This window comes from Lentibacillus daqui, from assembly GCF_027186265.1.
In the GTDB taxonomy this organism is placed as follows: Bacteria; Bacillota; Bacilli; order Bacillales; family Amphibacillaceae; genus Lentibacillus_C; species Lentibacillus_C daqui.
The window spans coordinates 2,601,546-2,624,954 of record NZ_CP114176.1 but is presented as its reverse complement, the minus strand read 5'-3'; the positions used below and the strand labels follow the sequence as shown (position 1 = coordinate 2,624,954).

Annotated in this window: 19 protein-coding genes; 15 read left to right on the top strand and 4 right to left on the bottom strand. The window is 41.7% G+C overall.

Features of this window, described 5'->3' with window-relative positions; genetic code table 11:
• Positions 1-231: 231 nt before the first annotated feature.
• The 5 genes from O2S85_RS13295 (at position 232) to O2S85_RS13275 (ending at position 6,354) form a co-directional block, all read left to right on the top strand.
• On the top strand, positions 232-1,932 hold the full coding sequence (locus O2S85_RS13295) for an ABC-ATPase domain-containing protein (protein ID WP_269409794.1): 1,701 nt from the start codon (positions 232-234) through the stop codon (positions 1,930-1,932).
• A gap of 198 nt (positions 1,933-2,130) precedes the next feature.
• The gene (gene queG / locus O2S85_RS13290; RefSeq protein WP_269409793.1) at positions 2,131-3,267 is read left to right on the top strand and encodes a tRNA epoxyqueuosine(34) reductase QueG; all 1,137 of its coding nucleotides are present in this window, start codon (positions 2,131-2,133) and stop codon (positions 3,265-3,267) included.
• Positions 3,268-3,521: 254 nt separating this feature from the next.
• A complete protein-coding gene (locus O2S85_RS13285; RefSeq protein WP_439649404.1) occupies positions 3,522-4,214 on the top strand; it encodes a response regulator transcription factor in 693 nt (230 codons plus the stop codon).
• On the top strand, positions 4,215-5,591 hold the full coding sequence (locus tag O2S85_RS13280; protein WP_269409792.1) for a HAMP domain-containing sensor histidine kinase: 1,377 nt from the start codon (positions 4,215-4,217) through the stop codon (positions 5,589-5,591).
• Position 5,592: 1 nt separating this feature from the next.
• The gene (locus tag O2S85_RS13275; RefSeq protein ID WP_269409791.1) at positions 5,593-6,354 is read left to right on the top strand and encodes a PepSY domain-containing protein; all 762 of its coding nucleotides are present in this window, start codon (positions 5,593-5,595) and stop codon (positions 6,352-6,354) included.
• A 112-nt stretch (positions 6,355-6,466) separates the two neighbouring features.
• On the opposite strand, the gene O2S85_RS13270 is transcribed toward O2S85_RS13275, so the two are convergent.
• Together O2S85_RS13270 and O2S85_RS13265 are read right to left on the bottom strand one after the other, a co-directional pair.
• Positions 6,467-7,150, bottom strand: a complete 684-nt coding sequence (locus O2S85_RS13270) for a DUF4956 domain-containing protein (RefSeq protein WP_269409790.1) — start codon at positions 7,148-7,150, stop codon at positions 6,467-6,469.
• A gap of 2 nt (positions 7,151-7,152) precedes the next feature.
• A complete protein-coding gene (locus tag O2S85_RS13265) occupies positions 7,153-7,914 on the bottom strand; it encodes a polyphosphate polymerase domain-containing protein (protein ID WP_269409789.1) in 762 nt (253 codons plus the stop codon).
• Positions 7,915-8,165: 251 nt separating this feature from the next.
• Here O2S85_RS13265 and folE point away from each other — a divergent pair, with 251 nt between their 5' ends.
• From folE to odhB, 6 genes are all read left to right on the top strand, one after another.
• Entirely contained in the window at positions 8,166-8,729 is a 564-nt protein-coding gene (gene folE, locus O2S85_RS13260) for a GTP cyclohydrolase I FolE (RefSeq protein ID WP_439649403.1), read from the top strand.
• Between the two features lie 84 nt (positions 8,730-8,813).
• Positions 8,814-9,362 (top strand): methylated-DNA--[protein]-cysteine S-methyltransferase, encoded by a 549-nt coding sequence (locus tag O2S85_RS13255; protein ID WP_269409788.1) that lies wholly within the window; start codon positions 8,814-8,816, stop codon positions 9,360-9,362.
• Positions 9,363-9,511: 149 nt separating this feature from the next.
• Entirely contained in the window at positions 9,512-10,357 is an 846-nt protein-coding gene (locus O2S85_RS13250; RefSeq protein WP_269409787.1) for an amidase domain-containing protein, read from the top strand.
• 263 nt (positions 10,358-10,620) lie between these two features.
• Complete coding sequence (gene trmL / locus O2S85_RS13245; protein ID WP_269409786.1) at positions 10,621-11,100, top strand: tRNA (uridine(34)/cytosine(34)/5-carboxymethylaminomethyluridine(34)-2'-O)-methyltransferase TrmL; 480 nt, start codon at positions 10,621-10,623, stop codon at positions 11,098-11,100.
• Positions 11,101-11,646: 546 nt separating this feature from the next.
• Positions 11,647-14,511, top strand: coding sequence for a 2-oxoglutarate dehydrogenase E1 component (locus tag O2S85_RS13240; RefSeq protein ID WP_269409785.1), 2,865 nt, complete (start codon positions 11,647-11,649; stop codon positions 14,509-14,511).
• Complete coding sequence (odhB, locus tag O2S85_RS13235) at positions 14,498-15,778, top strand: 2-oxoglutarate dehydrogenase complex dihydrolipoyllysine-residue succinyltransferase (RefSeq protein ID WP_269409784.1); 1,281 nt, start codon at positions 14,498-14,500, stop codon at positions 15,776-15,778. The genes O2S85_RS13240 and odhB overlap by 14 nt, the downstream gene beginning before the upstream one ends.
• 69 nt (positions 15,779-15,847) lie before the next feature.
• Here the strand turns inward: odhB and O2S85_RS13230 are convergent, their stop codons facing one another.
• Positions 15,848-16,582 (bottom strand): coiled-coil domain-containing protein, encoded by a 735-nt coding sequence (locus O2S85_RS13230; RefSeq protein WP_269409783.1) that lies wholly within the window; start codon positions 16,580-16,582, stop codon positions 15,848-15,850.
• Positions 16,583-16,844: 262 nt separating this feature from the next.
• Here O2S85_RS13230 and O2S85_RS13225 point away from each other — a divergent pair, with 262 nt between their 5' ends.
• The 4 genes from O2S85_RS13225 (at position 16,845) to O2S85_RS13210 (ending at position 21,392) form a co-directional block, all read left to right on the top strand.
• Positions 16,845-18,134, top strand: a complete 1,290-nt coding sequence (locus O2S85_RS13225) for an NCS2 family permease (protein ID WP_269409782.1) — start codon at positions 16,845-16,847, stop codon at positions 18,132-18,134.
• 251 nt (positions 18,135-18,385) lie between these two features.
• Entirely contained in the window at positions 18,386-19,573 is a 1,188-nt protein-coding gene (locus O2S85_RS13220) for a NupC/NupG family nucleoside CNT transporter (protein ID WP_269409781.1), read from the top strand.
• A gap of 469 nt (positions 19,574-20,042) precedes the next feature.
• Positions 20,043-21,113: an undecaprenyldiphospho-muramoylpentapeptide beta-N-acetylglucosaminyltransferase gene (murG, locus tag O2S85_RS13215; protein ID WP_269409780.1), complete on the top strand. Its 1,071-nt coding sequence runs from the start codon at positions 20,043-20,045 to the stop codon at positions 21,111-21,113.
• Positions 21,114-21,161: 48 nt separating this feature from the next.
• The gene (locus tag O2S85_RS13210; RefSeq protein ID WP_269409779.1) at positions 21,162-21,392 is read left to right on the top strand and encodes a Uma2 family endonuclease; all 231 of its coding nucleotides are present in this window, start codon (positions 21,162-21,164) and stop codon (positions 21,390-21,392) included.
• Positions 21,393-21,584: 192 nt separating this feature from the next.
• Here the strand turns inward: O2S85_RS13210 and O2S85_RS13205 are convergent, their stop codons facing one another.
• Positions 21,585-23,408, bottom strand: a complete 1,824-nt coding sequence (locus O2S85_RS13205; protein ID WP_269409778.1) for a methyl-accepting chemotaxis protein — start codon at positions 23,406-23,408, stop codon at positions 21,585-21,587.
• Between the last annotated feature and the right edge of the window lies 1 nt (position 23,409).

The window sequence follows — 23,409 nt, the reverse complement described above, 5'->3', positions numbered from 1 at the left end:
TTTCGTCGGGTGATCCACGAGGCGTTGCGTTTTTTCATACGCGCAAGTTTCAAACACTACTCGTAACCGCCAATAAAGATTTCCCCACGTTATCTTTTCCAACCTGTTTATCACGCATTAACGGGCAGTAATACCCTACCGCTTGAAGTTACACTTTATCACATTTCTTGAATGAAAAGCTTGTCAAATAGTATTCTTAAGAAAGTAAAATTAAATTGATTGAGGGATAGCATGAAACATTTACTGCAACAATTAAAACAATTGGATGGAAAAGGCTATAAAGCATATAAAGATCTACAAGGAAATTATCAGTATGAGGGGTTTACATTGCATATTGATTATGTACAAGGAGATCCGTTTGCTTCACCATCGAAAATTCGTGTCACGGTGCCACAACAGCAGCGTCCGATTAAACAGGAATGGATGGTGCATGATTATCGCAAAGTGGCGACTGAAGATGTGATTGCCCGATCTGTCGGGAAAGTGATCGCAGGTAGTCACTTTCAGATAAAAGGTTCCGGCAAAAGTGGGGCGGTTATGTTTGATACCCCGGGACAGGAAATTTTGGAGCGCAGTGCAGTACAGGTCGATAAAACCGGGACAACCATTTGCATTTCGGTTGGATTGCCTGCGAATGGCCGGCGTATTAATGGACGAGAAGCAACGAAATTATTTGCAACAGTTATTCCGGCTATTGTAAAAAAGTCGATCTTTACCATCACAGATGAAGAAATTGAGCAGGCTGTAAAGTTGGCTGATCAGCAAGAGGCAATTCGAACAGAAATGAAAAAACAAGACTGGATTGCCTTTATTGCCAATGGAGCGGTTTTACCACGGGAAAGCGGGGTAAGCAATCGACCATTGAAACAGGCAGTTCCATTTCAAAGCCCCAAGGAAAACCAAGTGACGATTGACTTGCCGCATTCCGCTGAACCAATTACCGGCATGGCCATCAAAAAGGGAATCACATTAATTGTTGGTGGCGGTTATCATGGAAAAAGTACGGTTCTTGAGGCGATGGAACGTGGGGTTTATCCGCATACGAAAGGAGACGGGCGTGAATTTGTTTTAACCGATCCCGATGCTGTGAAAATTCGTGCAGAAGACGGCCGGCAAATTACCGGGGTGAATATTTCTCCGTTTATTTCTAATTTGCCGCATAAACAGGATACCGAATGTTTCTCCACGGAAAATGCAAGCGGCAGCACATCACAAGCAGCCAATGTGATGGAAGCATTGGAAGTTGGCGCAACGACATTACTGATTGACGAGGATACCAGTGCAACTAACTTTATGATTCGTGACCACCGCATGCAACAACTGGTGAAACAGGAACAAGAGCCGATTACTCCATTTATTGACAAGGTAAAACAAATGCGTGATCAGCTTGATGTGTCCACGATCCTGGTGATGGGCGGTTCCGGTGATTATTTTGCTGTTGCTGACGAGGTGATTATGATGGATGAATATGTACCATACAATGTAACCGAAAAGGCACGAACCATTATGGAAGACTACCCAATAGAGCGTGATACTGCTAAAGATGGTGCATTTGGCAAGATCGCCAAGCGTCACCTGAAACAGAACAGTTTGCAAACACAAAAAGGCAAGCGATCCAAGACACAGGCCAAAGGATTAACAACAATTCTGATGGGTCGAACAGAAATTTCGTTTGATCAAACCGAACAATTGGTAGATGCCTCGCAAACGCGGATGATCGCCGAAATTATTGCTTATCTGGATCGGACAAATGGTTTGGAAAAGGCTGGTACATTAGCGGAATTGCTTGCAGATTTGGAATGGAAAATGGATACGGACGGATTGGCTTCATTCACGACATTTCCCAACCAGCATCCAGGAGATATTGCCCGCCCACGGAAATATGAAATTGCCGCCGTTTTGAACCGGATCAGGACATTAAAAGTGGGATAGGGGGCACCTTGTCCTACCATTTTTGGGGGATCGTCGATAAAAGCGCAGAGCTCGCCGATAAAATAATGAAAGCCGCTGATAAATTTTGCACACAAAGTTTAGTAGGTAGGGATTGTTCAAAATTAGCTGACGACGACTCCTTTTTGATAGTTTAGAAACAGACACCACATACCCGAGCGATAGAAAGAAGTGAATCAAATGGATGTAGAGCAATTAAAACAGGATATCATCGCCTACAGTAAAGAAATCGGCATCGACAGGATTGGATTTGCAGCAGCTGATGTGTTTGGCGAATTGAAAGAACGGCTGAGACGCCAACAGGAACTTGGCTACCAGTCGGGTTTTGAGAAGGGATCGATTGAGGAACGCACGGAACCAAATCGATTATTGCCGGAAGCACAATCCATCCTGTCCATCGCCATTGCTTACCCTTCCCGAATGAAACATGCACCAAAAGGAACCAAACAAGAACGACGGGGCATTTTCTGCCGGGCATCCTGGGGCACTGATTATCATGTGGTTTTACGGGAACGGCTAAAGAAATTGTCGGCATTCATTTTGGAAAAGGTTCCTGAAGCGCAGACAAAAGTGATGGTCGATACAGGTGAACTTTCCGATCGTGCCGTGGCAGAGCGAGCCGGCATTGGTTTTAGCGGGAAAAATTGTGCCATTATTACTCCGGAATTTGGTTCGTACGTGTATCTTGGCGAGTTAATAACGAACATTCCATTTATCCCAGATACACCGGTAGAGGATAGCTGCGGGGAATGCCGGAAGTGTCTGGATGCCTGTCCAACCGGGGCGCTAGTCCAAGGCGGTCAATTAAATGCCCAGCGCTGTCTCTCCTTTTTAACCCAGACAAAAGGATTTTTAGCGGACGAATTTCGAGTTGAATTGGGTAATCGGGTATATGGCTGTGATACGTGCCAGCAAGTCTGTCCTAAAAACAAGCATATGGATTTTCACCTTCATCCGGAAATAGAACCGGAACCAGAAGCGGCTAAACCGAAGCTCAAACCAATGTTGCGCATGTCCAACCGGGAATTTAAAGCAACGTTTGGTCATATGGCCGGATCCTGGCGCGGCAAAAAGCCAATCCAGCGTAATGCGATCATCGCACTTGCCCATTTTAAAGATGAAACAGCTGTTGAAGAATTGATTGCCGTCATGGACAATGATCCACGACCGGTCATTCGTGGAACTGCAGCATGGAGCCTTGGTAAAATTGGAACAGAAAAAGCAATCGCTGCATTAAGAGAGGCCAAGGTGAAGGAAACAGATGACCAGGTATTATTTGAAATGGAAAAAGGATTGGAAATGGTTCAATCAGTTTGATTGCTTTTTCCTTAATACAAAGACAAGAGCTGTTCAATAGTGTTTCTCATCGAATTTTAATGTTATTCTTATTTGGTTTTCATTTTCCTCAGGTATGATACAGATGAAAAATAAAAAACCCATCGAGATGGAATTAGATGATTGGGTAAACGGGTGCATAGCAAGGCATCCGTTTTTTTGATAGATGAAATTCCCGGAATTGTAAGTAGCCAATCTTTCGTTTAAGATGGGATTAATGAACGGGAGGGGACTTGATGGTGGCTGAACGTATTTTGATCGTTGAAGATGAGGCAAAAATCGCCCGCGTGATTCAATTGGAATTGGAACATGAAGGTTATACGGTGGAAATTGCTCGAGATGGTAGAAAAGGTCTTGACAAGGTTAAGCAAAACCACCATGACCTTGTGTTGCTGGATATCAGATTACCAGAATTAAATGGGCTTGAGGTGCTAAGGCGTATTCGTAAATCCGGAAATACATTACCTGTCATCCTTTTAACGGCAAGAAATTCAACTCCAGACAAGGTCAGCGGACTCGATCAAGGTGCGGATGATTATATTTCCAAGCCATTTGAAATTGAAGAGCTTCTTGCAAGAATTCGTGCTTGTTTACGAACACATGACAAGTTCACGGAAGACAATCATGATGTGTTAGAAATAGAGGATTTAACGGTAAATAGAAAAACACGCGAAGTTATTCGGAAAGGGCATGCCATTGAACTAACACCACGCGAATTTGACCTGCTCATTTATCTCATGGGAAATGCAAAGCAGGTGTTAACCAGGGAACAAATTTTAACAAATGTATGGGGATTTGATTATTTTGGGGATACAAATGTAGTCGATGTGTATATTAGATATCTCAGGAAAAAAATAGACCAAGGTTTTGACATACCACTTATTCATACCGTACGCGGCGTGGGATACACATTAAAGGGGAAGCAATGAATGAGACTTCGACGATTGATTTATCTTTTCTCCACCGTGTGGTTGCTCATTACCCTGCTCATTGTAAATATCGCTATCTATTTATTGTTTTATAAAATTACAACGAACGGTGAGCTCGATCGCATGTTGGCACAAACGGAAAATATTGTGTCAGCTGTCAGCCCGGATAACAATGTAGACACAAAGGAGCTGCTTCGTGCATATTTGCCAGCCAATGGGATGATTAGCGTGGTTGATAGAAACTCACATTCAATTGTAACTACAACAAAGAATACTAAAATGAGAGATTATACGCCTGAGTTTAAAAATTCACAATCATCAGAAATCCATCATATCAACGGTGAAACATACGGGGTCGTGTCGCTGCCGATTATTTGGGAAAACGGTCAGGTAGTTTCTCTGGAAGTCACCGAAAATCTTGCTGAAATGAATCAAACATTGAATGAATTGAAAATTGTATTAATCATCGCCTTTATAGTTGTGATAATCCCTTCCATACTCGGCGGCCGGCTGTTGGGCAATATTCTTTTAAAGCCGATCAATTCAATGATTAATACGATGAAAGAGATCCAACAAAGCGGTACATTCAAGAAAATCCCGCTTGGACACAAACACCAGGACGAATTGTATAAAATGGCGGACACGTTTAATCATACGATGGATATTCTTGAATCCAATTTTGAAAAACAGCAAGCATTCGTTTCTGATGCATCTCATGAATTGAAAACACCGTTAACCATTATTGAAAGCTATGCAAGTATCCTGAAACGCTGGGGAATGAAAAGTCCGGATGTGCTGGAAGAATCAATTGAAGCGATCCATTCCGAGACCGTCCGGATGAAGGAAATGACCAATCAAATGTTACAGCTGGCAGAAAATCCCGAAGACCTTAATTTGGAATTTTCAAGTGTAAATCTGGTGGATCTTTGTGAGAAAACAGCACAAATGTTTGAAAAAGCCCAGCATCGGCAGGTACGCGTGCAATCAGCAGTGGAACAAGCATTAACTTGGGCGGATGAATCGAAACTAAAACAACTTCTGTTTATTTTTTTGGATAATGCATTGAAATACAGCTCCAAGGTGATTCAAATTATGGTCGGTCGGGAGGGGGAAAACGTTTTTTTGGCTGTACAGGATCACGGTATTGGTATCCCGGAAGATGAGGTAGACCAAGTTTTTGACCGTTTTTTCCGAGTTGACAAAGCAAGGAGTCGTCAAAGCGGTGGTACAGGACTGGGATTGGCAATCGCCAGACAAATTGTCGCGGCTCACCACGGATCCGTTCACCTTGATAGCGTAGTGGGGGAAGGAACAAAAGTGACCGTCTTTTTCCCAGCCTTAAAAACTGGTTCAACATCAAACGTCAAGGGGGATTGAAATGAAAAAGAAATGGCTAACTGTTTTGGCCGTCTCGTTATTGATTGCCGGAATTGCTGTTGGATCGAAGCAAATATTGGCTGCCCAAAAGGATAAAACTTTGACTAAGTCTGAAGCAATTGAATCGGCCGAGGCAAAATACGCCGGTAACGTAAAAAAAATCGCGCTACACGATGATATTTACGAAATTGATCTGGAAAATACATTAGGTAAATATCATGTTCGCTTAAGCAAAGATACAGGAAATATTTTGGACCTTTCACTGGTAGAGAAGCAAAAAGGGAATAAGAACGTTCAAGAAGGATTACCTGAACCCAAAATTGATGAACAACAGGCAAAGAAGATAGCATTAGATCGAATGGATGATAACGGAAAAATCTCAAAGATCCATTTAATGACGGAAAACGGCATCCCGGTTTACAAGATCCATGCCAGAAGCAATAAGGATCCGGTTGAGTTAACAGTGAATGGAAATAACGGAAATATTTTATTCTATGAACAGGAAGAAAATGATCAAGAAGACGAAGCTCAAACCAACGAGACAGAGATGCCTCAAACCCTTATTTCCGTGGAAGAAGCAAAAAAAATTGCCTTATCAGAGGTGCCGGGATCCATTGATGATGTTGATAAAGAGGAAAGCGATGGATCCTTTGTATATGAGGTCGAGATAGAGACAAATGAGGGGGATGTCGAGGTTGTGATCCAGGCATTTACCGGTGAAGTTCTCTCCGTCACATTTGAAGATGACGATGATGATGACTAAATTTATAAAATGAAAAAATGAAAAACATCTCCCGAATCTATGATTTAGGAGATGTTTTTTGTAGAAGTTCCATTTTTGAAGATCCCCTGTTATTAAAAATTTGATCCACCCGTTACTCCTCGGTTTGCAGATAGGATATGGTGACTTTCAAATTTGCATTTTTTTCGCGAATGTGATCCAGTAATTCCTTGTCTTTCGTGGTATCCTTGCTTCTGATTGCATACGTGTATAAAATCATTGTACCAAGGTTGGTCGTTTCGATTTGCCGAAGATGATGGCTTAATGTATAGGTTTCAAAAGCTTTGTCCAATAGGTGCTCATGATTTAAGTTTTCAGGGATCGTCACTTTTAAAATTTGCGTATCTTTACCACTTCCATAGTTAAATTTATACAGCAGGTAGAAAATGACACAAGGAAATATGGTTAAGGCAACCGCCAGACCAAATTGGTACAGGCCACATGTCATTCCAACGCAAAGCCCGAAAAAAATATAAGCAATGTCTTTTGCATTCGTGACTGCACTTCGAAATCGGATCAGGGAAAATACCGCAAATAATCCAAAAGCGACACCGGCATTTCCACTGACAACATTCATTACAACCGACACAACTACACTCATCATAATGATGGTATGCACAAATGATTGCGAATATCGTTCCCCGGTAAATGTCATCTGATAAACTTTGGTAATGATTAAACTAAGAACTGCCGCCAGGGCCATAGCAAACAAACCCATGAAGATATTTGCTTCACTTTCGACGCCACTGCCTGTAAAAAAGTCATTAATAAAATCCATCTTTACATGCCTCCTATTTTCATAAGTTCCGTTAAACGCTCATCTGGAACCATTTCACTTTTTAACAGTTCCAGACTTGTGCAAAACTTTGAGATGCTTTTTTGCTGACAATCAAGACTTTGTAATATTCGTGTCAGCCATAAAGGAACACTATGACTAACTTTCACTTCCAAAATGATGATATCTGGGTTAATAAAATTTTCGCCGTACGGACCATGATCAACCCACAAATCATCTTTGCGACAGCGTAAATTAGAATCGAATGTGATCCTTAAATCTGGATCATCCATACAATGAAGGGCATGCCGATCATAGCTGACCACCATTTCTGGAACTAATTTGTATAGCTGCATGAAATGGTGTATTTCCCGAAAACCTTGAAGGTTGGATGTATGATAATCTTCCAATACAGGGTTCGCATCATGGAATAAGTAATCGTAAGCCTCCATAAGGGGAAGGACGATCCTTCTCTTGTTGACAACATTTTTGTGCTTTTGTTTGATTTCAAAGAATGCATTACTAAAGATATCTGCTTCATCATATATCCGTAAGCGAAGTTTTTGGCGAAATTTTAATTTGTTCTTCGTTTCAAAATAAATGGTTTGATCCTTGCTATCAAAATACAAACTGGTAACTGTATAATGCCCATCTATCCCATTTCTGTCTGGCCGCATGAAAGGCGAAGTTTGAATGAGTAGTTGCTCATATTGTTCCTTTGACAGCAGATATTTTTGTTCTCTTCTTTTGAATATTTCAATCGCCATTTTCCTCACCTCCTTTCCTTTGATGTCTCTACTATAAGTGTTCATTCTGAATGCAGGTTGTGAAGGAGATTAGAAATTGATGAGATCAGCACCAATCCCGAGCTGAAACGGACGGAATATAATATTTGCTTTACATCTATTTCTTTGGTAAGTATTTATAATGGGATGTGAAGCTTTTAAATTGGGATACGATACGTGATATAATTCCTTTATGCTTATTAAAAATATAATTTTGATTGGAGGTTTACACTGTGAGTGTGAATCATGAAAAAATAGAACAAGCTGTTACAATGATTATTGAAGCAATTGGTGAAGACCCGACACGTGAAGGCCTGCTTGACACGCCAAAACGGGTTGCGCGCATGTATGAGGAAATTTTTCAAGGACTAAAACAGGATCCAAGGGAATATTTAGCGACTGTTTTTGGTGAAGATCATGAAGAATTGGTCCTAGTGAAAGACATTCCCTTCTATTCCATGTGTGAACATCATTTTGCCCCATTTTATGGAATGGCTCATGTAGGTTATATCCCTCGGGGAGGGCGTGTAACGGGTTTAAGCAAATTGGCAAGAGCTGTGGAGTCAGTCGCTAAAAGGCCGCAACTACAGGAGCGACTTACAACAACGGTTGCTGACTCTATTGTGGAAGTTTTGGAACCACACGGGGTAATCGTTGTCCTGGAGGCAGAACACATGTGCATGACCATGCGAGGTGTCAAAAAGCCAGGATCAAAAACAGTGACATCTGCAGTAAGGGGTATATTTGAAAAAGATGCATCTGCACGTGCTGAAGCGATGACATTAATCAAAGGTTAATACACAATGAAATAGGATGTTCAAACAGCCGGTAAAAATGACGAGGCAGGCCCAATCAACTTTTAGCATGAGGGAGTGGGGGAAATGACTGAGACAACGCTTTTTTATGATGAAATAAAAACCCCGATCGGTCCATTGTTATTGCTCAGTAATGGAGAAGAACTGGTTCGGCTTGATTATGGAACGATGCGTGATTTGGAACCGTCCATGACGAAATGGGGAGCACGTTATTTTACTAATTCCGTATTTGTTAACGATCCGGAAAAAGTCGAACATACAAAGCAACAGCTCCGGCAATATTTTGAAGATGGGAAGATGGATTTCACGATTAATTTTGTGTTTTATGGAACTCCTTTTCAAAAACGGGTATGGCAAGCTTTATATGATACGATTCCGTATGGAGAAACGCGGACTTATAAAGATATTGCAGTGGAAATTGGTAACCCTAAAGCTGTTCGTGCAGTTGGCGGTGCGGTCAATAAAAATCCATTTTCGATTATTGTCCCATGCCATCGGGTGATTGGTGCTAATGGCAAAATGGTCGGATATAACGGCGGACTTGATAAAAAGGAATACTTGTTGACGCACGAGCGAGCCCATAAGCATGGTAGAAGTGCAGTGATTACTGATTGAATGCCAGGTTAGTTGAAGTAGTGCGCAAAACAGAATTGTGATAGGCGTCGATTAGATTGCCTGACATCGATCGAAAATTGATCAAAACATGAAAAATCATGCGTTAAATGGGCTTCCCCCTCATATAGATGTAGTGGAGGGGATTTTTGATGGATAGGTTAGCTAACTGGTGGCTGGATTTTTTTCAAGCGGAACCTGGTCGTGAAAAATGGTGGGAAAGAAAAAAAGCATTATGTCAAGATCGCGGCGTGGAAGTAACCCAAATTCGGGGGAACGGACATGTATTCGAGGAATTACGGTACGATCAGCAATCTACCTTTCAATACCTCCTGCACTTATCCTTTTTAATGAAACAAAAGGGTTATTTTTATCAGGAAGAGCATGTTCTCCCACTAAAATTCCGCGTGCGTAATGAACAGATTGAACATATTAAGCTTGATGTACAACCGGAAAAACATGTTGAAAGTATTTCTTCGGAGCTTGCAGATATTCATGACACTGCCGGATATCGTTTTAACTATGATCGTCTTGCTGCGGTAAAGTATGCGGAGCGGTGGTGGAACGATTATAATCCGGCGTTTCGTAAATTTCAGGTCGACTGCACGAATTATATTTCACAATGTCTGTATGCCGGTGGTGCTCCAATGCGTGGTGCCCCAAACAGGGGAAAAGGCTGGTGGTATCAAAACGATAATTGGAGCTATAGTTGGGCAGTAGCTCATGCCCTCCGTTGGTATTTGAGCGGCTCAACACAGGGATTGAAAGGCAGGGAACTGGAATCAGCCGATGAGTTAATACCTGGTGATGTGATTTGTTACGATTTTGAAGGGGATGGCAGGTTCGATCATAACACGATTGTGGTCGCCAAAGATGCATACGGCATGCCACTGGTCAATGCCCATACCGAGAATTCGCGCAATCGTTACTGGTCCTACGAGGATTCAACCGCTTGGACGCCCAATATCACCTATAAGTTTTTCCGTATTGGTGAGTAGTGGTATACTATTCTTCGTATTTATAAAAAATAAGGATGTTCAAAAAGTCCGGTAAAAATGACGTGCCCCTGCAAAAAGGGGTATGCCGACGCCTGAGCGCAAGCCCGTTTTTAGTCGGCCTTCCTTTGAAGAAGTTCGTTGGCTTGCTTTTCCGCTCCTCATGTACCTTTTTGTACACTCCGGTGCTCAAAGCTACGTCGCCTTGAACTTCTCGGTCCTTTTTATCCTCCTTTTGAACACATTATATAAGGAGAAGAGAAATTGTGAGTTTACATGTCGTTTTGTATCAACCAGAAATTCCAGCAAATACCGGAAATATTGCCAGAACATGTCTGGCAACGAATGCAACACTTCATTTAATCCATCCACTAGGGTTTTCAACGAACGATAAAATGGTACGCAGGGCAGGGCTCGATTATTGGCAACATGTTGATGTACGTGAACATGATTCGATGGACTCCTTCTATGCCGAATATCCAAATGGTGAATTTTATTATATTGAGAACTTTGGAACAAAATATTACACGGACTTCGATTTTAGCGACCCGGATACGGAATTGTTTTTCGTGTTTGGCAGGGAAACGACTGGTATTCCAAAAAGTTTGTTAGTGGGAAAAGAAGACCATTGTTTGCGTATTCATATGTCTAATTCCAATAAGGTCCGCTCGCTTAATTTATCAAACACAGCGGCGATCATCGTTTATGAAGCATTGCGACAACAGGGTTTTTACGGTTTGCATTAAAAATAAACTGGTTCCGCTCGTTTGAAATTTCGGCACGAGCGGAACTGTGCAGTAAGTAATAAAAAAAGCTGTTCCATGTTGAATGGAGCAGCTTTCATCATTTTGACTATTGTTTTCTGGGCTTTCCTGCTTTTGCATCATATCCCGCAGTGAAAATAGATATGATAAATGTAACAACAACCCCCATTAATAATGCCAACTTCATGTGTGGTGCCTCCTTTTTTATGTAACAGACTCCTCTTCCTAGATTATAACCTAATTATAGCGAAAAATTTCCCGGATGTGAACCATAAGAAAAAAAGATATGAAAGTCCTGTCAGTATTTACATTTTAAAAGTTGCGCACAGCTAATTTAATTTACTATGCAATAAATTCATTATTTTACAAATATCATAACTCCTATTTCACTTTGGAACTGATGTTGTTTTACCTCATAAAATAGGGTATATTAGTTGATGTAGTCACCTGACCGGTCTATAATGGATACGGAATTTGAAAATACCGTTGTTTAACGGTACAGTTAACTGCTAATGGGGGTATATTAACGTGGCACAAAGTGAAGAATCTCATGAAAGATTCTGGGGAGAATTTTTTGGACCAAACTTAGGGTATATTGAAGAACAATATGAGATATACAAAGAGGATCCGGAAGCAATTGATGCATCTTTAAAAGAAATGTTTGATCAATATGGGGCTCCCGAATTGCCGCATCATACCAATGGTGCTGCACCGATATCACAAGCTTCAACTTCCATTAATGACGTTAAAAAATTGACCTCGGCAATGAAACTTGTGGAGGCTATTCGTCGTTACGGTCATTTGGAAGCCGACATTTATCCAGTCGGAAGAAGTAGAAAACGTAAGTCAGAACTTGTAGAGCCAGAGTCGTACGGATTAACAGAGGAAGATTTAAAAGGTATTCCTGCCTCCTGGTTATGGGAAGATGCACCGGGCCACATCGAGAATGGACTTGATGTCGTTGAACAATTAAAGAAATATTATTCCGGTACGATCACGTTTGAATATGATCACGTAAATAATGATGACGAACGAAAATGGTTGCTGGAACGTATCGAATCAGGAAATCTCTTATTATCGTTATCCGCTGAGGAAAAGAAACAACTATTGGAACGGCTTGCACATGTAGAAGGTTTTGAGGAATTTTTACAAAAAACGTTTGTTGGGCAAAAACGTTTTTCCATCGAAGGACTGGAAGTAATGATTCCGATGCTTGATCAGGTCGTCAAGCATGCGACAGATGAAAAAATTGATCATATTATGATGGGGATGGCACACCGCGGTCGACTGAGTGTTTTGTCACATATATTGGGAAAACCATATGACAAAATATTTTCCGAGTTTCACCATTCACCAGATAAGGAGTTGATTCCATCTGAAGGATCGATGGGGATTAACTATGGCTGGACTGGTGATGTGAAGTATCATTTGGGAGCAACAACGGAGGTCAGAGATGGTGACGACGAGTCGACACGCATTACATTGGCAAATAACCCGTCCCACTTGGAATTTGTCAATTCGGTTGTTCAAGGGATTACCAGAGCGGCACAAGACGATCGGAGTGAAAGGGGTTATCCAAAACAAGACTTGGACAAAGCATTTAATGTGTTAATTCATGGGGATGCCGCTTTTATTGGAGAAGGTGTCGTTGCGGAATCTTTAAATCTGAGCGGATTGCCAGGTTATCGAACTGGTGGAACCTTGCATTTAATTACCAACAACCTTGTCGGATATACGACTGATCAAAAAGACGGACGTTCTACTCGTTATGCAAGTGATTTGGCAAAAGGGTTTGAGATCCCGATCATTCATGTTAATGCCGACGATCCGATTGCCTGTATTTCAGCTATGAACTTTGCCTATGAATATCGGAAAACATTCCATAAAGACTTTTTAATTGATTTGGTAGGTTACCGCCGCTATGGCCATAATGAAATGGATGAACCAAGAACAACCCAGCCGCAGCTTTATCAGGAGATTGATAAACATCCGACTGTTGCTACTGTGTTTGCGAATGCTTTGCAAGAAGAAGGTGTTTTGGAAGACAATGCCTTGTCGCAAATGAAAGAAAAAGTACAAGGTGATTTGCGGGATATCTTTGAAGGTATGAAAGAGAATGATAATGGCCATGCAGAAGCAAAAAGCATGCCAAAAGCACTGACCAATGGTATTGACCGCTTTGAAACGGCAGTTCCACTTGACCAATTAAAGGAATTAAATGAAGGGTTGCTAAAACGTCCAGAGGGTTTTACTGGTTTTAAGAAGTTGGAGAAAATCTTAAAGCGGCGTGAGAGCATGCTGGATAAAGGAAATAAGGTCGACTGGGGTGCCGGGGAAGCATTGGCCTATGCCTCCATTTTAAAGGACGGTATTCCAATTCGCTTGACCGGTCAGGACTCCGAGCGTGGAACATTTGCACACCGTCATGTTGTATTGCATGATGTCGAAAAACGTGATTCGTATTGCTTAATGCATGGTTTGGATGAGGCAAAGGCATCATTTGATATTCGTAACAGTCCACTTTCAGAAGCTGGCGTATTGGGCTTTGAATATGGCTACAGCGTTCAATCACCAAACACATTGGTCTTATGGGAAGCACAATTTGGCGATTTTGCGAATGCCGCACAAGTGATCTTTGACCAGTTTATTTCCGCCTCCCGTGCTAAATGGGGCGAAAAATCAAACATGGTTGTCCTTCTGCCACATGGCTATGAAGGTCAAGGTCCAGAACACTCCAGTGCACGATTGGAACGTTTTCTGCAACTGGCTGCAGAAAATAATATGATTGTCGCCAACGTGACATCGTCAGCACAATTTTTCCATTTAATCCGTCGTCAAGCAGCGATGCGTGGGCGTGAGGAAGCTAGACCATTGATTTTAATGACACCAAAAAGTTTATTAAGAAATCAGCGTGTTGCATCAGAAGCGAAGGAATTTACAGAGGGTAAATTCCAGCCGCTTCGGTCACAGCCTAATTTGAAAGTAAGCAAGAAAAATGCTAAACGACTACTGATCGGCAGCGGAAAAGTCATGGTCGACATTGAGGACGCAATCGATAAATCTGAAAACTCATTTGACTGGCTCCGTGTGTTGCGATTGGAGCAAATCTATCCATTTCCAAAAAAAGAATTGGTGAAAGAACTGGAGCAGCTACCTAACCTGGAAGAAATCGTTTGGGTCCAGGAAGAACCGCAAAATATGGGTGCCTGGGTCATTGTTGTTGAATATCTGAAAGAATTGGTGAAAGAAGGCCAGTCCATCCGATATGTTGGTCGTCCAAACCGTTCTGCTCCAGCAGTTGGAGAACCCAATGTGCATAAAACTGAACAAAACCAAGTCGTCCAAGAAGCAATAAGAGAACCACAAGGAGGAGATACCCGTGAAAGAGATTAAAATACCGGAGCTGGCAGAATCCATTACAGAAGGAACAATCGCCGAATGGTTAGTAAAAAAAGGTGACAAGATTGAAAAAGGTGACGCCGTTGTTGAACTGGAGACAGATAAAGTAAACGTGGAGGTTAATGCTGATTCCGCTGGGGTACTTACCGAAATCGTCGCCAATGAAGGTGATGATGTCGAAGTTGGAGATGTGATCGCCAAAGTTGACGAAAATGGGGAAGCTTCTGGAGACACGTCTTCATCCGAAACAAAAGACAAAGCGAAAGCAGATGAACAGCCGAAACAGGAAGAATCAAAACAAGAGGCACCAAAACAAGCGGAACCACAAAAAGATCAACAGGCAGATGACAACAAACAAGATGTGGTTGCTTCACCTGCAGCTAGAAAACGCGCGCGTGAATTAAACATTGATTTGAGCCAGGTTAGTACTCGCGATCCATTGGGCCGGGTTCGTCCGGAAGATGTTGAAGCAGTAGCCAAGGCTGAAAATGAGCCAAAACAAGAGCAAAAGCCGGCCAAACAAGAAGCAACAAAGCAATCCGAAAAGACGGAATTTGACAAGCCTGTTGAGCGCATCAAGCTATCCAGACGTCGCCAAACGATTGCCAAGAATCTTGTTGCTGTACAGCATGAAACTGCCATGTTGACAACTTTTAATGAAGTCGATATGACCGCAGTGATGAAATTGCGTAGTGAACGGAAAGAGAATTTCATCAAAAAACATGATGTTAAACTTGGCTTTATGTCATTCTTTACCAAAGCAGTTGTTGGGGCACTAAAAGAATTTCCGGAAATCAACTCGGAAATTCAAGGCAATGAACTGGTATTGAAGAAGTTTTACGATATCGGAATTGCTGTATCAACAGAAGAGGGATTGGTCGTACCAGTTGTTCGTGATGCCGATCGTCTTGATTTCGCCGGTGTTGAACGTGCGATTGGTGAACTCAGTGTGAAGGCCAAAAATAAAGAACTGTCATTAAAAGACTTACAAGGTGGTACATTCACAATCACAAATGGCGGTACATTCGGATCGATGATGTCAACACCGATTCTAAATGCACCACAGGTAGGTATCTTGGGAATGCATAACATTATAAAACGACCAATGGCAATGCCGGATGGTTCCATTGAAGTGCGGCCAATGATGTATCTTGCCCTATCCTATGACCACCGTGTTGTGGATGGCGCGGAAGCCGTACAATTCCTGGTACGCATTAAACAGATGTTAGAAGACCCATATGATTTATTGTTAGAAGGCTAATGTAAATATAAAAGCCCCATCTTGGTTAAATACCATGACGGGGCTTTTGTATGTCAAATGAATGGAGGATTATTGCTGTGTTGTAGTTACTCTTTTAAGTAATTTGATATCAGATTGCATGTCAGAAACCGTCTCCTTTAGTGTATCCACATCTGCCTTTAATTCTGTATTTTTGCCAACCTGATCTTTTGTATATTTAACATCGTGATGGACTTGTCTAAGAAGGTTATATTCCATACTATGATTTGTTTTGAGGAGTGAATGATTCATTGCCATTTCTTCCTTGAGGTTTTTAAAGCCGCTATTCATTGTTTTCTCGAGTGAATCCATTTTCGTTTCAATTGCGTCAAATTTGCTATCCTGGGCATTAAAACGACTATCAATTTTGTCAAACTTGCCATCCTGAGCATCAAGACGATTGTCAATTGCATCAAACCTATCGTCTTGGACATCAAAACGATTATCGATTGCGTCAAATCTATCATCCTGGGCATCAAAACGATTATCAATTGCATCTAGCCTATCGTCTTGGGCATCAAAACGTTTTTCAAGTGAATCGAATTTATCCTCCTGGGCATCAAAACGTTTTTCAAGTGAATCGAATTTATCCTCTTGGGTATCGAAACGTTTCTCGAGTGAATCGAATTTATCCTCCTGGGTATCGAAACGTTTCTCGAGTGAGTCAAACCTATTTTCTTGGACGTCAAACCGTTTTTCAAGGGAATCCAGCTTACCTTCTTGTGAATCGAACTTACTGTTTAATTTATTTATTTCTGTTAAAACTAGTTGAATATCTTCATGCATTTTTAGAGCCTCCTTTTTTCTAATATTTATCTCTATTATAGCATGTTTAAGGAATTAGTCATCTTGATGAAATGCCATTTTGAAAGGATTAACCCAGTTCAAATTTGTAAAATCAACAGAGGAAAATAATGGTTTCCGGATGTCAAAGATAGTCAAAACTCAATTTTGACTATTTTTTCTGAAATGTCTATTGCATAAATCGCGGAAAACGAATATTATATTAAATAGTTGTTATAATCATTCGTAAATGAAGGTGTGTGTGATGGAAAGATTATTTAAATTAAAACAGAATCATACAAATATCCAAACTGAAATAGTTGGCGGTGTAACAACTTTTTTGACGATGGTTTATATTATCGTTGTCAATCCGGCTATTCTATCAGCTGCGGGCGTACCGTTTAATCAAGTGTTTATGGCTACCGTTATATCAGCTGTCATAGGTACGTTATGCATGGCGCTTTTTGCGAATTATCCGTTTGCCATTGCACCAGGGATGGGAATGAATGCTTATTTTGCCAGTGTGGTAGCTACGCAAGGTTTATCGTATCAGGTTATATTTGGAACTGTATTTTTGGCGGGTATTGTGTTTATTATCTTAAGTTTGACGACATTGCGCGAAACGCTAATCGAAGCCATTCCGCTATCATTGAAGTTCGGTATTACTTCCGGGATTGGCTTGTTTATCGCTTTTATGGGATTGAAAATGTCCGGAATCGTCGTACCTAATGAAGAAACAATGGTGGCATTTGGTGATTTACATGCTCCCGGAACTGTATTAACATTGGCAGGGCTGTTTATCACATTAATTCTAATGACGTGGAATGTACCGGGAGCCTTGTTTATCGGGATGGTCGTAACCGGTGTTATTGGCTTTTTTACTGGGCAATTGTCGTTTCATGGATTTATCTCTGCGCCACCAGCTCCCGTGTTTTTCGATATAGATATTGCCGGTGTGTTTAGTAATGGGCTCTATACAGTTGTTTTTGCCTTTTTACTTGTCACAATTTTCGACACGACGGGCACGTTAATCGGGGTCGCTGAACAGGCTGGTTTTATGAAAAACGGCAAGCTGCCACGAGCCAAATCAGCACTATTGGCTGATGCAACGGCAACAACCATCGGCTCCATGTTTGGGACAAGTCCATCCACGGCATATGTTGAATCAACGTCAGGTGTAGCAGCAGGGGGAAGAACCGGGTTAACCTCGGTTGTTGTCGCTATTTTGTTTGCTATTTCGATATTTTTTACGCCGATTATTGGTGCGATTGCCGACTTGTCTGCGATTACTGCTCCGGTATTAATCATTGTTGGTTGTTTCATGATGGAAGGGCTGGCACGAATCAATTGGAAATCGTTCGACGAAGCTTTTCCGGCATTTGCAATTATCCTGACAATGCCTTTGACGTCAAGCATTGCTACAGGGATCTCGATCGGATTTATAACCTACCCTTTATTGAAATTGGTAAGTGGCAAAGGAAAAGATGTTCATTGGATTCTTTACCTATTTGGGGTCATCTTTGTCCTGCAAATGGTTTTCTTCCCAGCGCACTAGGATTATCTATAGGAGTGATTCATTTTGATTGAGCTGAGCAATACAAATAGTCCGTACCAAGAGGAGAAAACAAGCTGTAATGATTTGGAGGAAAGGAACCGTTTACACTTTCTAGTTGCCTAGTGGCGGATATCTTGTTAAAATGTTGAATGGAAACGTATGGGGTTGTAATTTGTCGATCGGTGTAAACCAAAGCATTTACAATTGTATGTGTATTCTACAATTATTTTTAGTCTGGAGGAGGTTGCCCCGTGGATATTCTGCTGGGACTTGTTGCAATTATTGTCGTTCTTGGTTTGTCATATTTGATGTCGAATGACAAGAAGAATATTAATTACCAAGGAATTATCGTTATGTTAGTGTGTCAGCTGCTGATCACCTGGTTTATGTTTTCAACGGGAATGGGCCAAAAAATCATTAATGGTATTTCTGCCGGTTTTAATAAGTTGATAGAATTTGGCCAAGACGGCATTAATTTTGTTGTGGGTGGTTTTAATTTGGAAGAGGGTGGTGTGTTTTTCTTTAATGTTCTATTATTAATTATATTTTTCTCTACCCTTTTATCTGTTCTTACTTACTTGAAAATTTTGCCATTGATTATTAAATATATTGGCGGAATTTTGTCTAAAATTACCGGAGTACCAAAGGTTGAATCGTTTAACGCGGTAAACAGTGTTTTTTTCGGTCAGTCAGAAGCGCTATTGGCGATTAAATCGCAGTTTCATCATTTGGATAAAAACCGGTTGTATATTGTCAGTGCTTCGGCGATAGGATCGGTGTCGGCATCCATTGTTGGTTCGTACATTCAAATTCTTCCGGCGCAATATGTACTGGTTGCATTGCCGCTAAACATGTTTAGTGCAGTGATGATCGCATCAATTATTGCACCGGTCAAGGTACCTAAAGCCGAGGATAAGGTTGATGTGAAAGATGTTTCCCAAGATGGAAGTATCTTTGAAGCAATGGGAAATGGTGCACTGGACGGGGGGAAGGTAGCATTAATCGTTGCTGCCATGCTGATTGCTTTTATTGCGTCACTAGACCTGGTGAATTGGCTGATCCAGCTCATTTTCGCGGGTGTCACTTTGCAAGAAATTCTTGGTTATATACTTTCACCGCTCGGGATTTTAATGGGTATTTCGCCAAGTGAGGTCATTCAAGCTGGTGGCGTGATGGGAACCAAAATTGTTACCAATGAATTTGTTGCCATGCTTGATTTCCAATCGATGCTTGGGCAAATGTCGGAAAAAACAATCGGGATTGTAACGGTGTTCCTGACGAGCTTTGCTAACTTTTCATCGATTGGAATTATCGCCGGTACTGTACAAGGTATTGATCAAAAAAAGGCAGCGCAAGTTTCGTCATTCGGCCTGAAATTGTTGGTTGGAGCAACACTTGCTTCCATTTTATCAGCAACCGTTGCCGGGTTATTCTTATAAAGTGAAACTTCCTAACCAATCGGGCCGTTACTGGCTGTTGGATCTCTCACTTAGAATTTTTATATTTTCTCTATTCTTGAAGTGAGAGCCTTACAGCCAGTTACACTGCGATAAATATATGCGTGCCAGGAACCGAAACTATTCAGAATGTTCGCGTGCCTGGCACGGGTTAATTTTCTTCCGTTTTTGTTGATTTTCCAGTAGGATTAAAGATGATCGCAACAGCATATTCGTTTTAAGATTAGAAAAGAAAATATGAAAATTTGCGCTTTACTCAGTTTAGAACAGGGCGAGCCTCGTCTGGCTCCAGCGCCCAGCAACTAGCAAACTTCAGACGCCTTCCTACGATAAGTCAACATCGATTCGCTGATCGCTCATCGTGTTTCCTTTATCTCGTCAGGAGTCTTCCAGTTTGTACGTTGCTAACCGGGCGCTTCCACCTTTGTTCTTTAGAAAGGAAGACATTTTTATGAAAAAGAAGCGGATCCTTTTTACCGGTGGGGGGACTGCCGGACATGTTATTGTGAATCTGGCATTGATTCCTGTGTTCCGGCAAGAAGGATGGGACATAGATTATATTGGATCAAAAAAAGGGATCGAACGCACCTTGATTGAACAATTGGAAGGTGTAACCTATCATCCGATTTCCACGGGAAAATTACGTCGCTATATTTCCAAAGAAAATCTGAAAGACCCCTTTAAAGTGTTAAAAGGAACGATGCAGGCATGGCGGATTATTGGTAAACGAAAGCCATCAGTTATCTTTTCCAAAGGCGGATTTGTTTCTGTACCGGTCATCATGGCTGCTAAATTACGCGGTGTGTCAGCAATCATCCATGAATCGGATTACACGCCGGGGCTTGCGAATAAACTGGCTATTCCATTTGCCAAAAAAGTCTTGGCAACATTCCCGGAAACCATGAACTATTTGCCGGAAAAGAAAGCAGAATACGTTGGTGCCGTTGTCCGGGATGAACTATTTCAGGGCAACAGGGAAAATGGGCTAAAACTATGTGGATTTAAAAGCTCGAAACCAGTGTTGCTTATCATGGGCGGCAGTGGTGGCTCGGAAAAAATCAATAACACAGTAAGGGAGAGTTTGGACGACTTGTTACCAGTCTTTCAAATTGCTCACATTTGCGGAAATGGTAAAATTGATTCCAGCATCAACCGGGATGGATATGTCCAATTTGAATATGTGAATGAAGCGTTGAAGGATTTGTTTGCCGCTACCGATTTTGTGTTATCACGTGCCGGATCCAATGCCATCTTTGAATTTTTGGCATTGCAGAAACCGATGCTATTGATTCCATTGTCAAGACAAGCAAGCAGGGGGGACCAGATTGTCAACGCCAGATCGTTCCATGAGAAGAAATATGCCCGGGTATTGGAAGAAGAACGAATTTCAGCGGATAACCTGGTTCAAGAGCTGCTCCGTCTAAAAGAACAGGCACCAATCATGATCGATTATATGAAAAAGTATCAAAGTGAACAAGCTAAAAATCGGGTGATTGAGATTATTAAGCAAGCAGGGAAGTAACACAGAGGATGCTCAAAACTTCATAGGGAAAAGGAGTGTGAAAAGGGTATGTATCTGTATCGCAATGATCCGATGACAGTAGATGAATACTGGCAAATTCGCAAAAAAGATGATGCATTGCTGGAATATATTGATGGACTCGTTTATATGTCCCCATCACCATCGACGAAACACCAGCGGATTTCCAGTAAGTTGCAGCTTTCATTCGGGAACTTTCTTGATGGAAGGGATTGCGAGTTATTTCCGGCACCTTATGATATTGAGTTGCGATCCGAATGACGTACAATGCGGGACGGGGGAAATCACATCCAAGTTTTTAGCAGGTTTTCTATTGATTTGGCAGAGATTTTTTAGTAGAAAAGTAGAAAAAACAGGAGTGAGGATAGAACCCACTCCTGTTTTTCAACACTTCATTTTTTCCTTATCAATTTACTTTATACGAATGAAGCATGGCTGTTTTTTTGGAGTCTTTCACTGGAACAAATCCATGAATCGTTCCCAAAAACCTTTTTCCTCGTCCTTTGTTTCCTTTTTCTTATCTGGTTCTTCTACCTCAATCGGTTCGGTTTTCAAGGCAAATTGTACAACGTCGACGTTTGTATTTTTGTCAGATACAAACGATTTCGGTTCAAAATCAGATGTATCAAATTCATCCATCATTTCATCTACCTCGGACTGCATGTCACCGGGCAAATCACTGGTCTCATCTTCCAGTTCTTCTGTACCGTCTTTCAGATCACCAGCGCCATCTTTAAGAGAGGAAGTACCATCGGCCAGCCCTTGGATACCGGTATTAATATCTTGATAGGTAGTTGCCAATTCACTAACTCCATCCGTATACTGCACTAAACCATCGTGGAAGGACTGATATTGGGATGCGAGACTCGATACTCCCGACTGCAGATCTTTCAGCGCATCCAACCCATTCATGTTGTCCATGCCGTTTTCAATTTCAGTTGCAGTGGATTTTGCTTTGTCAGCCATTTCCCTTACTGAATCAGAAACGTCATCCAATGTTTCCGTCACTGCACCGAATGCTTCAGAAGCCGCTTGATACGTTCCTTTGGCTTTTTGGGCCGCCTTGTAGGTTTCAATCAATTGGTTGACGACTTCCTGATCGACATCACTTCCAAGTAGTTTCTTCAATTGGCCCTCATCAATATCGCCAGCTGGAATCTCGTTCATGGCATCATCCAAATTGCTGTATGCTTTATGATAGTTATCACGCAATTGATCAAGTCCGTCAGCAGATTGCTCCAAGCCGTCTGCTAATTTACGAATCCCATCAGGCAATTGTTCAAGCTGACTAATGTCCGGAGCATCTTCAGGAGCACCCTGCACCGCCTCGCTTACTTGCTGGAGAACATCATTAATTTCCGAAGACCCGTTAACCAGTTCTCCTGATGATTGGTCCAGCTGATTAATGCCATTCAGGTAGCTGCTCGAACCGTTGCTCAAATCCGCCGCCCCATCATTCAGATTCGAAATACCACTGTTCAAATCGCCGACACCACTATTAATCTTCTTAATAGCATCAGACAATGACTGCATGTCACCTTTCACATCGCCCAAATCTGGATCATCAATCGGCATGGAAGCGGGCGTTGCCGAAATGTCAATCGGATCCATCTCAAAATGCTTTACATGAGCAGATACAATGAAGGTTTCTTCTTTTTCGGGCATGACGGTAAATGTCACTTGCGTATCTTTACCGGATTTGGCTTTGGTTCCATCCGGGGCTTGGATATCCGCAAATTTAGCCGGGTCAAGCGTCAGAGAGATTTGCATCATATAGTTTTCGAAAAAAGTTGGATCGACATCATCATTGCCGGAGGTTTTTATCTGGAGTTCCAGTGATCCGTCTTTTCCAGCCAATTTATCCGGATCCACTTCTTTTCCATCCAGCTTATAGGTGATAGCAATATTCCATGGTAATGGCTGATTGACCATGTCACCTTGATAATAAAAGTCATTATCGCCTTTTTCCGCCTGAAAACGGACGTTATTGTCAGCTGTCTGTTTGATATCCAATAAATTAGTCAAGTTGCGAACATTGGTATAATTACCGTGATCCGTAATTTTGCCAGGTTTTGTGACGTGAAACGTGTTTACCACATACATATTCTCCAGCGTTCCATTTGCTCCCAAATTGCCGTAAATGGCTTCATCCTTTGTGGAGTATTTGCCGGATCCCGTATCTCCATTCTCATTGTCCTTGGCGAATACAGAAACAGGAAGCGAGCCAAACACCAGAACGGTACCCATCATTACAGTTGCTATTTGTTTGAATCGCATC

Bases quoted from the DNA above. Each gene is read 5' to 3' on its own strand.
- murG (WP_269409780.1), top strand. From the start codon at position 20,043: ATGAAAAAGAAGCGGATCCTTTTTACCGGTGGGGGGACTGCCGGACAT.
- O2S85_RS13265 (WP_269409789.1), bottom strand. From the start codon at position 7,914: ATGGCGATTGAAATATTCAAAAGAAGAGAACAAAAATATCTGCTGTCA.
- O2S85_RS13225 (WP_269409782.1), top strand. From the start codon at position 16,845: ATGGAAAGATTATTTAAATTAAAACAGAATCATACAAATATCCAAACT.
- O2S85_RS13295 (WP_269409794.1), top strand. From the start codon at position 232: ATGAAACATTTACTGCAACAATTAAAACAATTGGATGGAAAAGGCTAT.
- O2S85_RS13275 (WP_269409791.1), top strand. From the start codon at position 5,593: ATGAAAAAGAAATGGCTAACTGTTTTGGCCGTCTCGTTATTGATTGCC.
- O2S85_RS13205 (WP_269409778.1), bottom strand. From the start codon at position 23,408: ATGCGATTCAAACAAATAGCAACTGTAATGATGGGTACCGTTCTGGTG.
- O2S85_RS13280 (WP_269409792.1), top strand. From the start codon at position 4,215: ATGAGACTTCGACGATTGATTTATCTTTTCTCCACCGTGTGGTTGCTC.
- O2S85_RS13255 (WP_269409788.1), top strand. From the start codon at position 8,814: ATGACTGAGACAACGCTTTTTTATGATGAAATAAAAACCCCGATCGGT.
- O2S85_RS13270 (WP_269409790.1), bottom strand. From the start codon at position 7,150: ATGGATTTTATTAATGACTTTTTTACAGGCAGTGGCGTCGAAAGTGAA.
- O2S85_RS13285 (WP_439649404.1), top strand. From the start codon at position 3,522: ATGGTGGCTGAACGTATTTTGATCGTTGAAGATGAGGCAAAAATCGCC.
- O2S85_RS13210 (WP_269409779.1), top strand. From the start codon at position 21,162: ATGTATCTGTATCGCAATGATCCGATGACAGTAGATGAATACTGGCAA.
- queG (WP_269409793.1), top strand. From the start codon at position 2,131: ATGGATGTAGAGCAATTAAAACAGGATATCATCGCCTACAGTAAAGAA.
- O2S85_RS13250 (WP_269409787.1), top strand. From the start codon at position 9,512: ATGGATAGGTTAGCTAACTGGTGGCTGGATTTTTTTCAAGCGGAACCT.
- O2S85_RS13230 (WP_269409783.1), bottom strand. From the start codon at position 16,582: ATGCATGAAGATATTCAACTAGTTTTAACAGAAATAAATAAATTAAAC.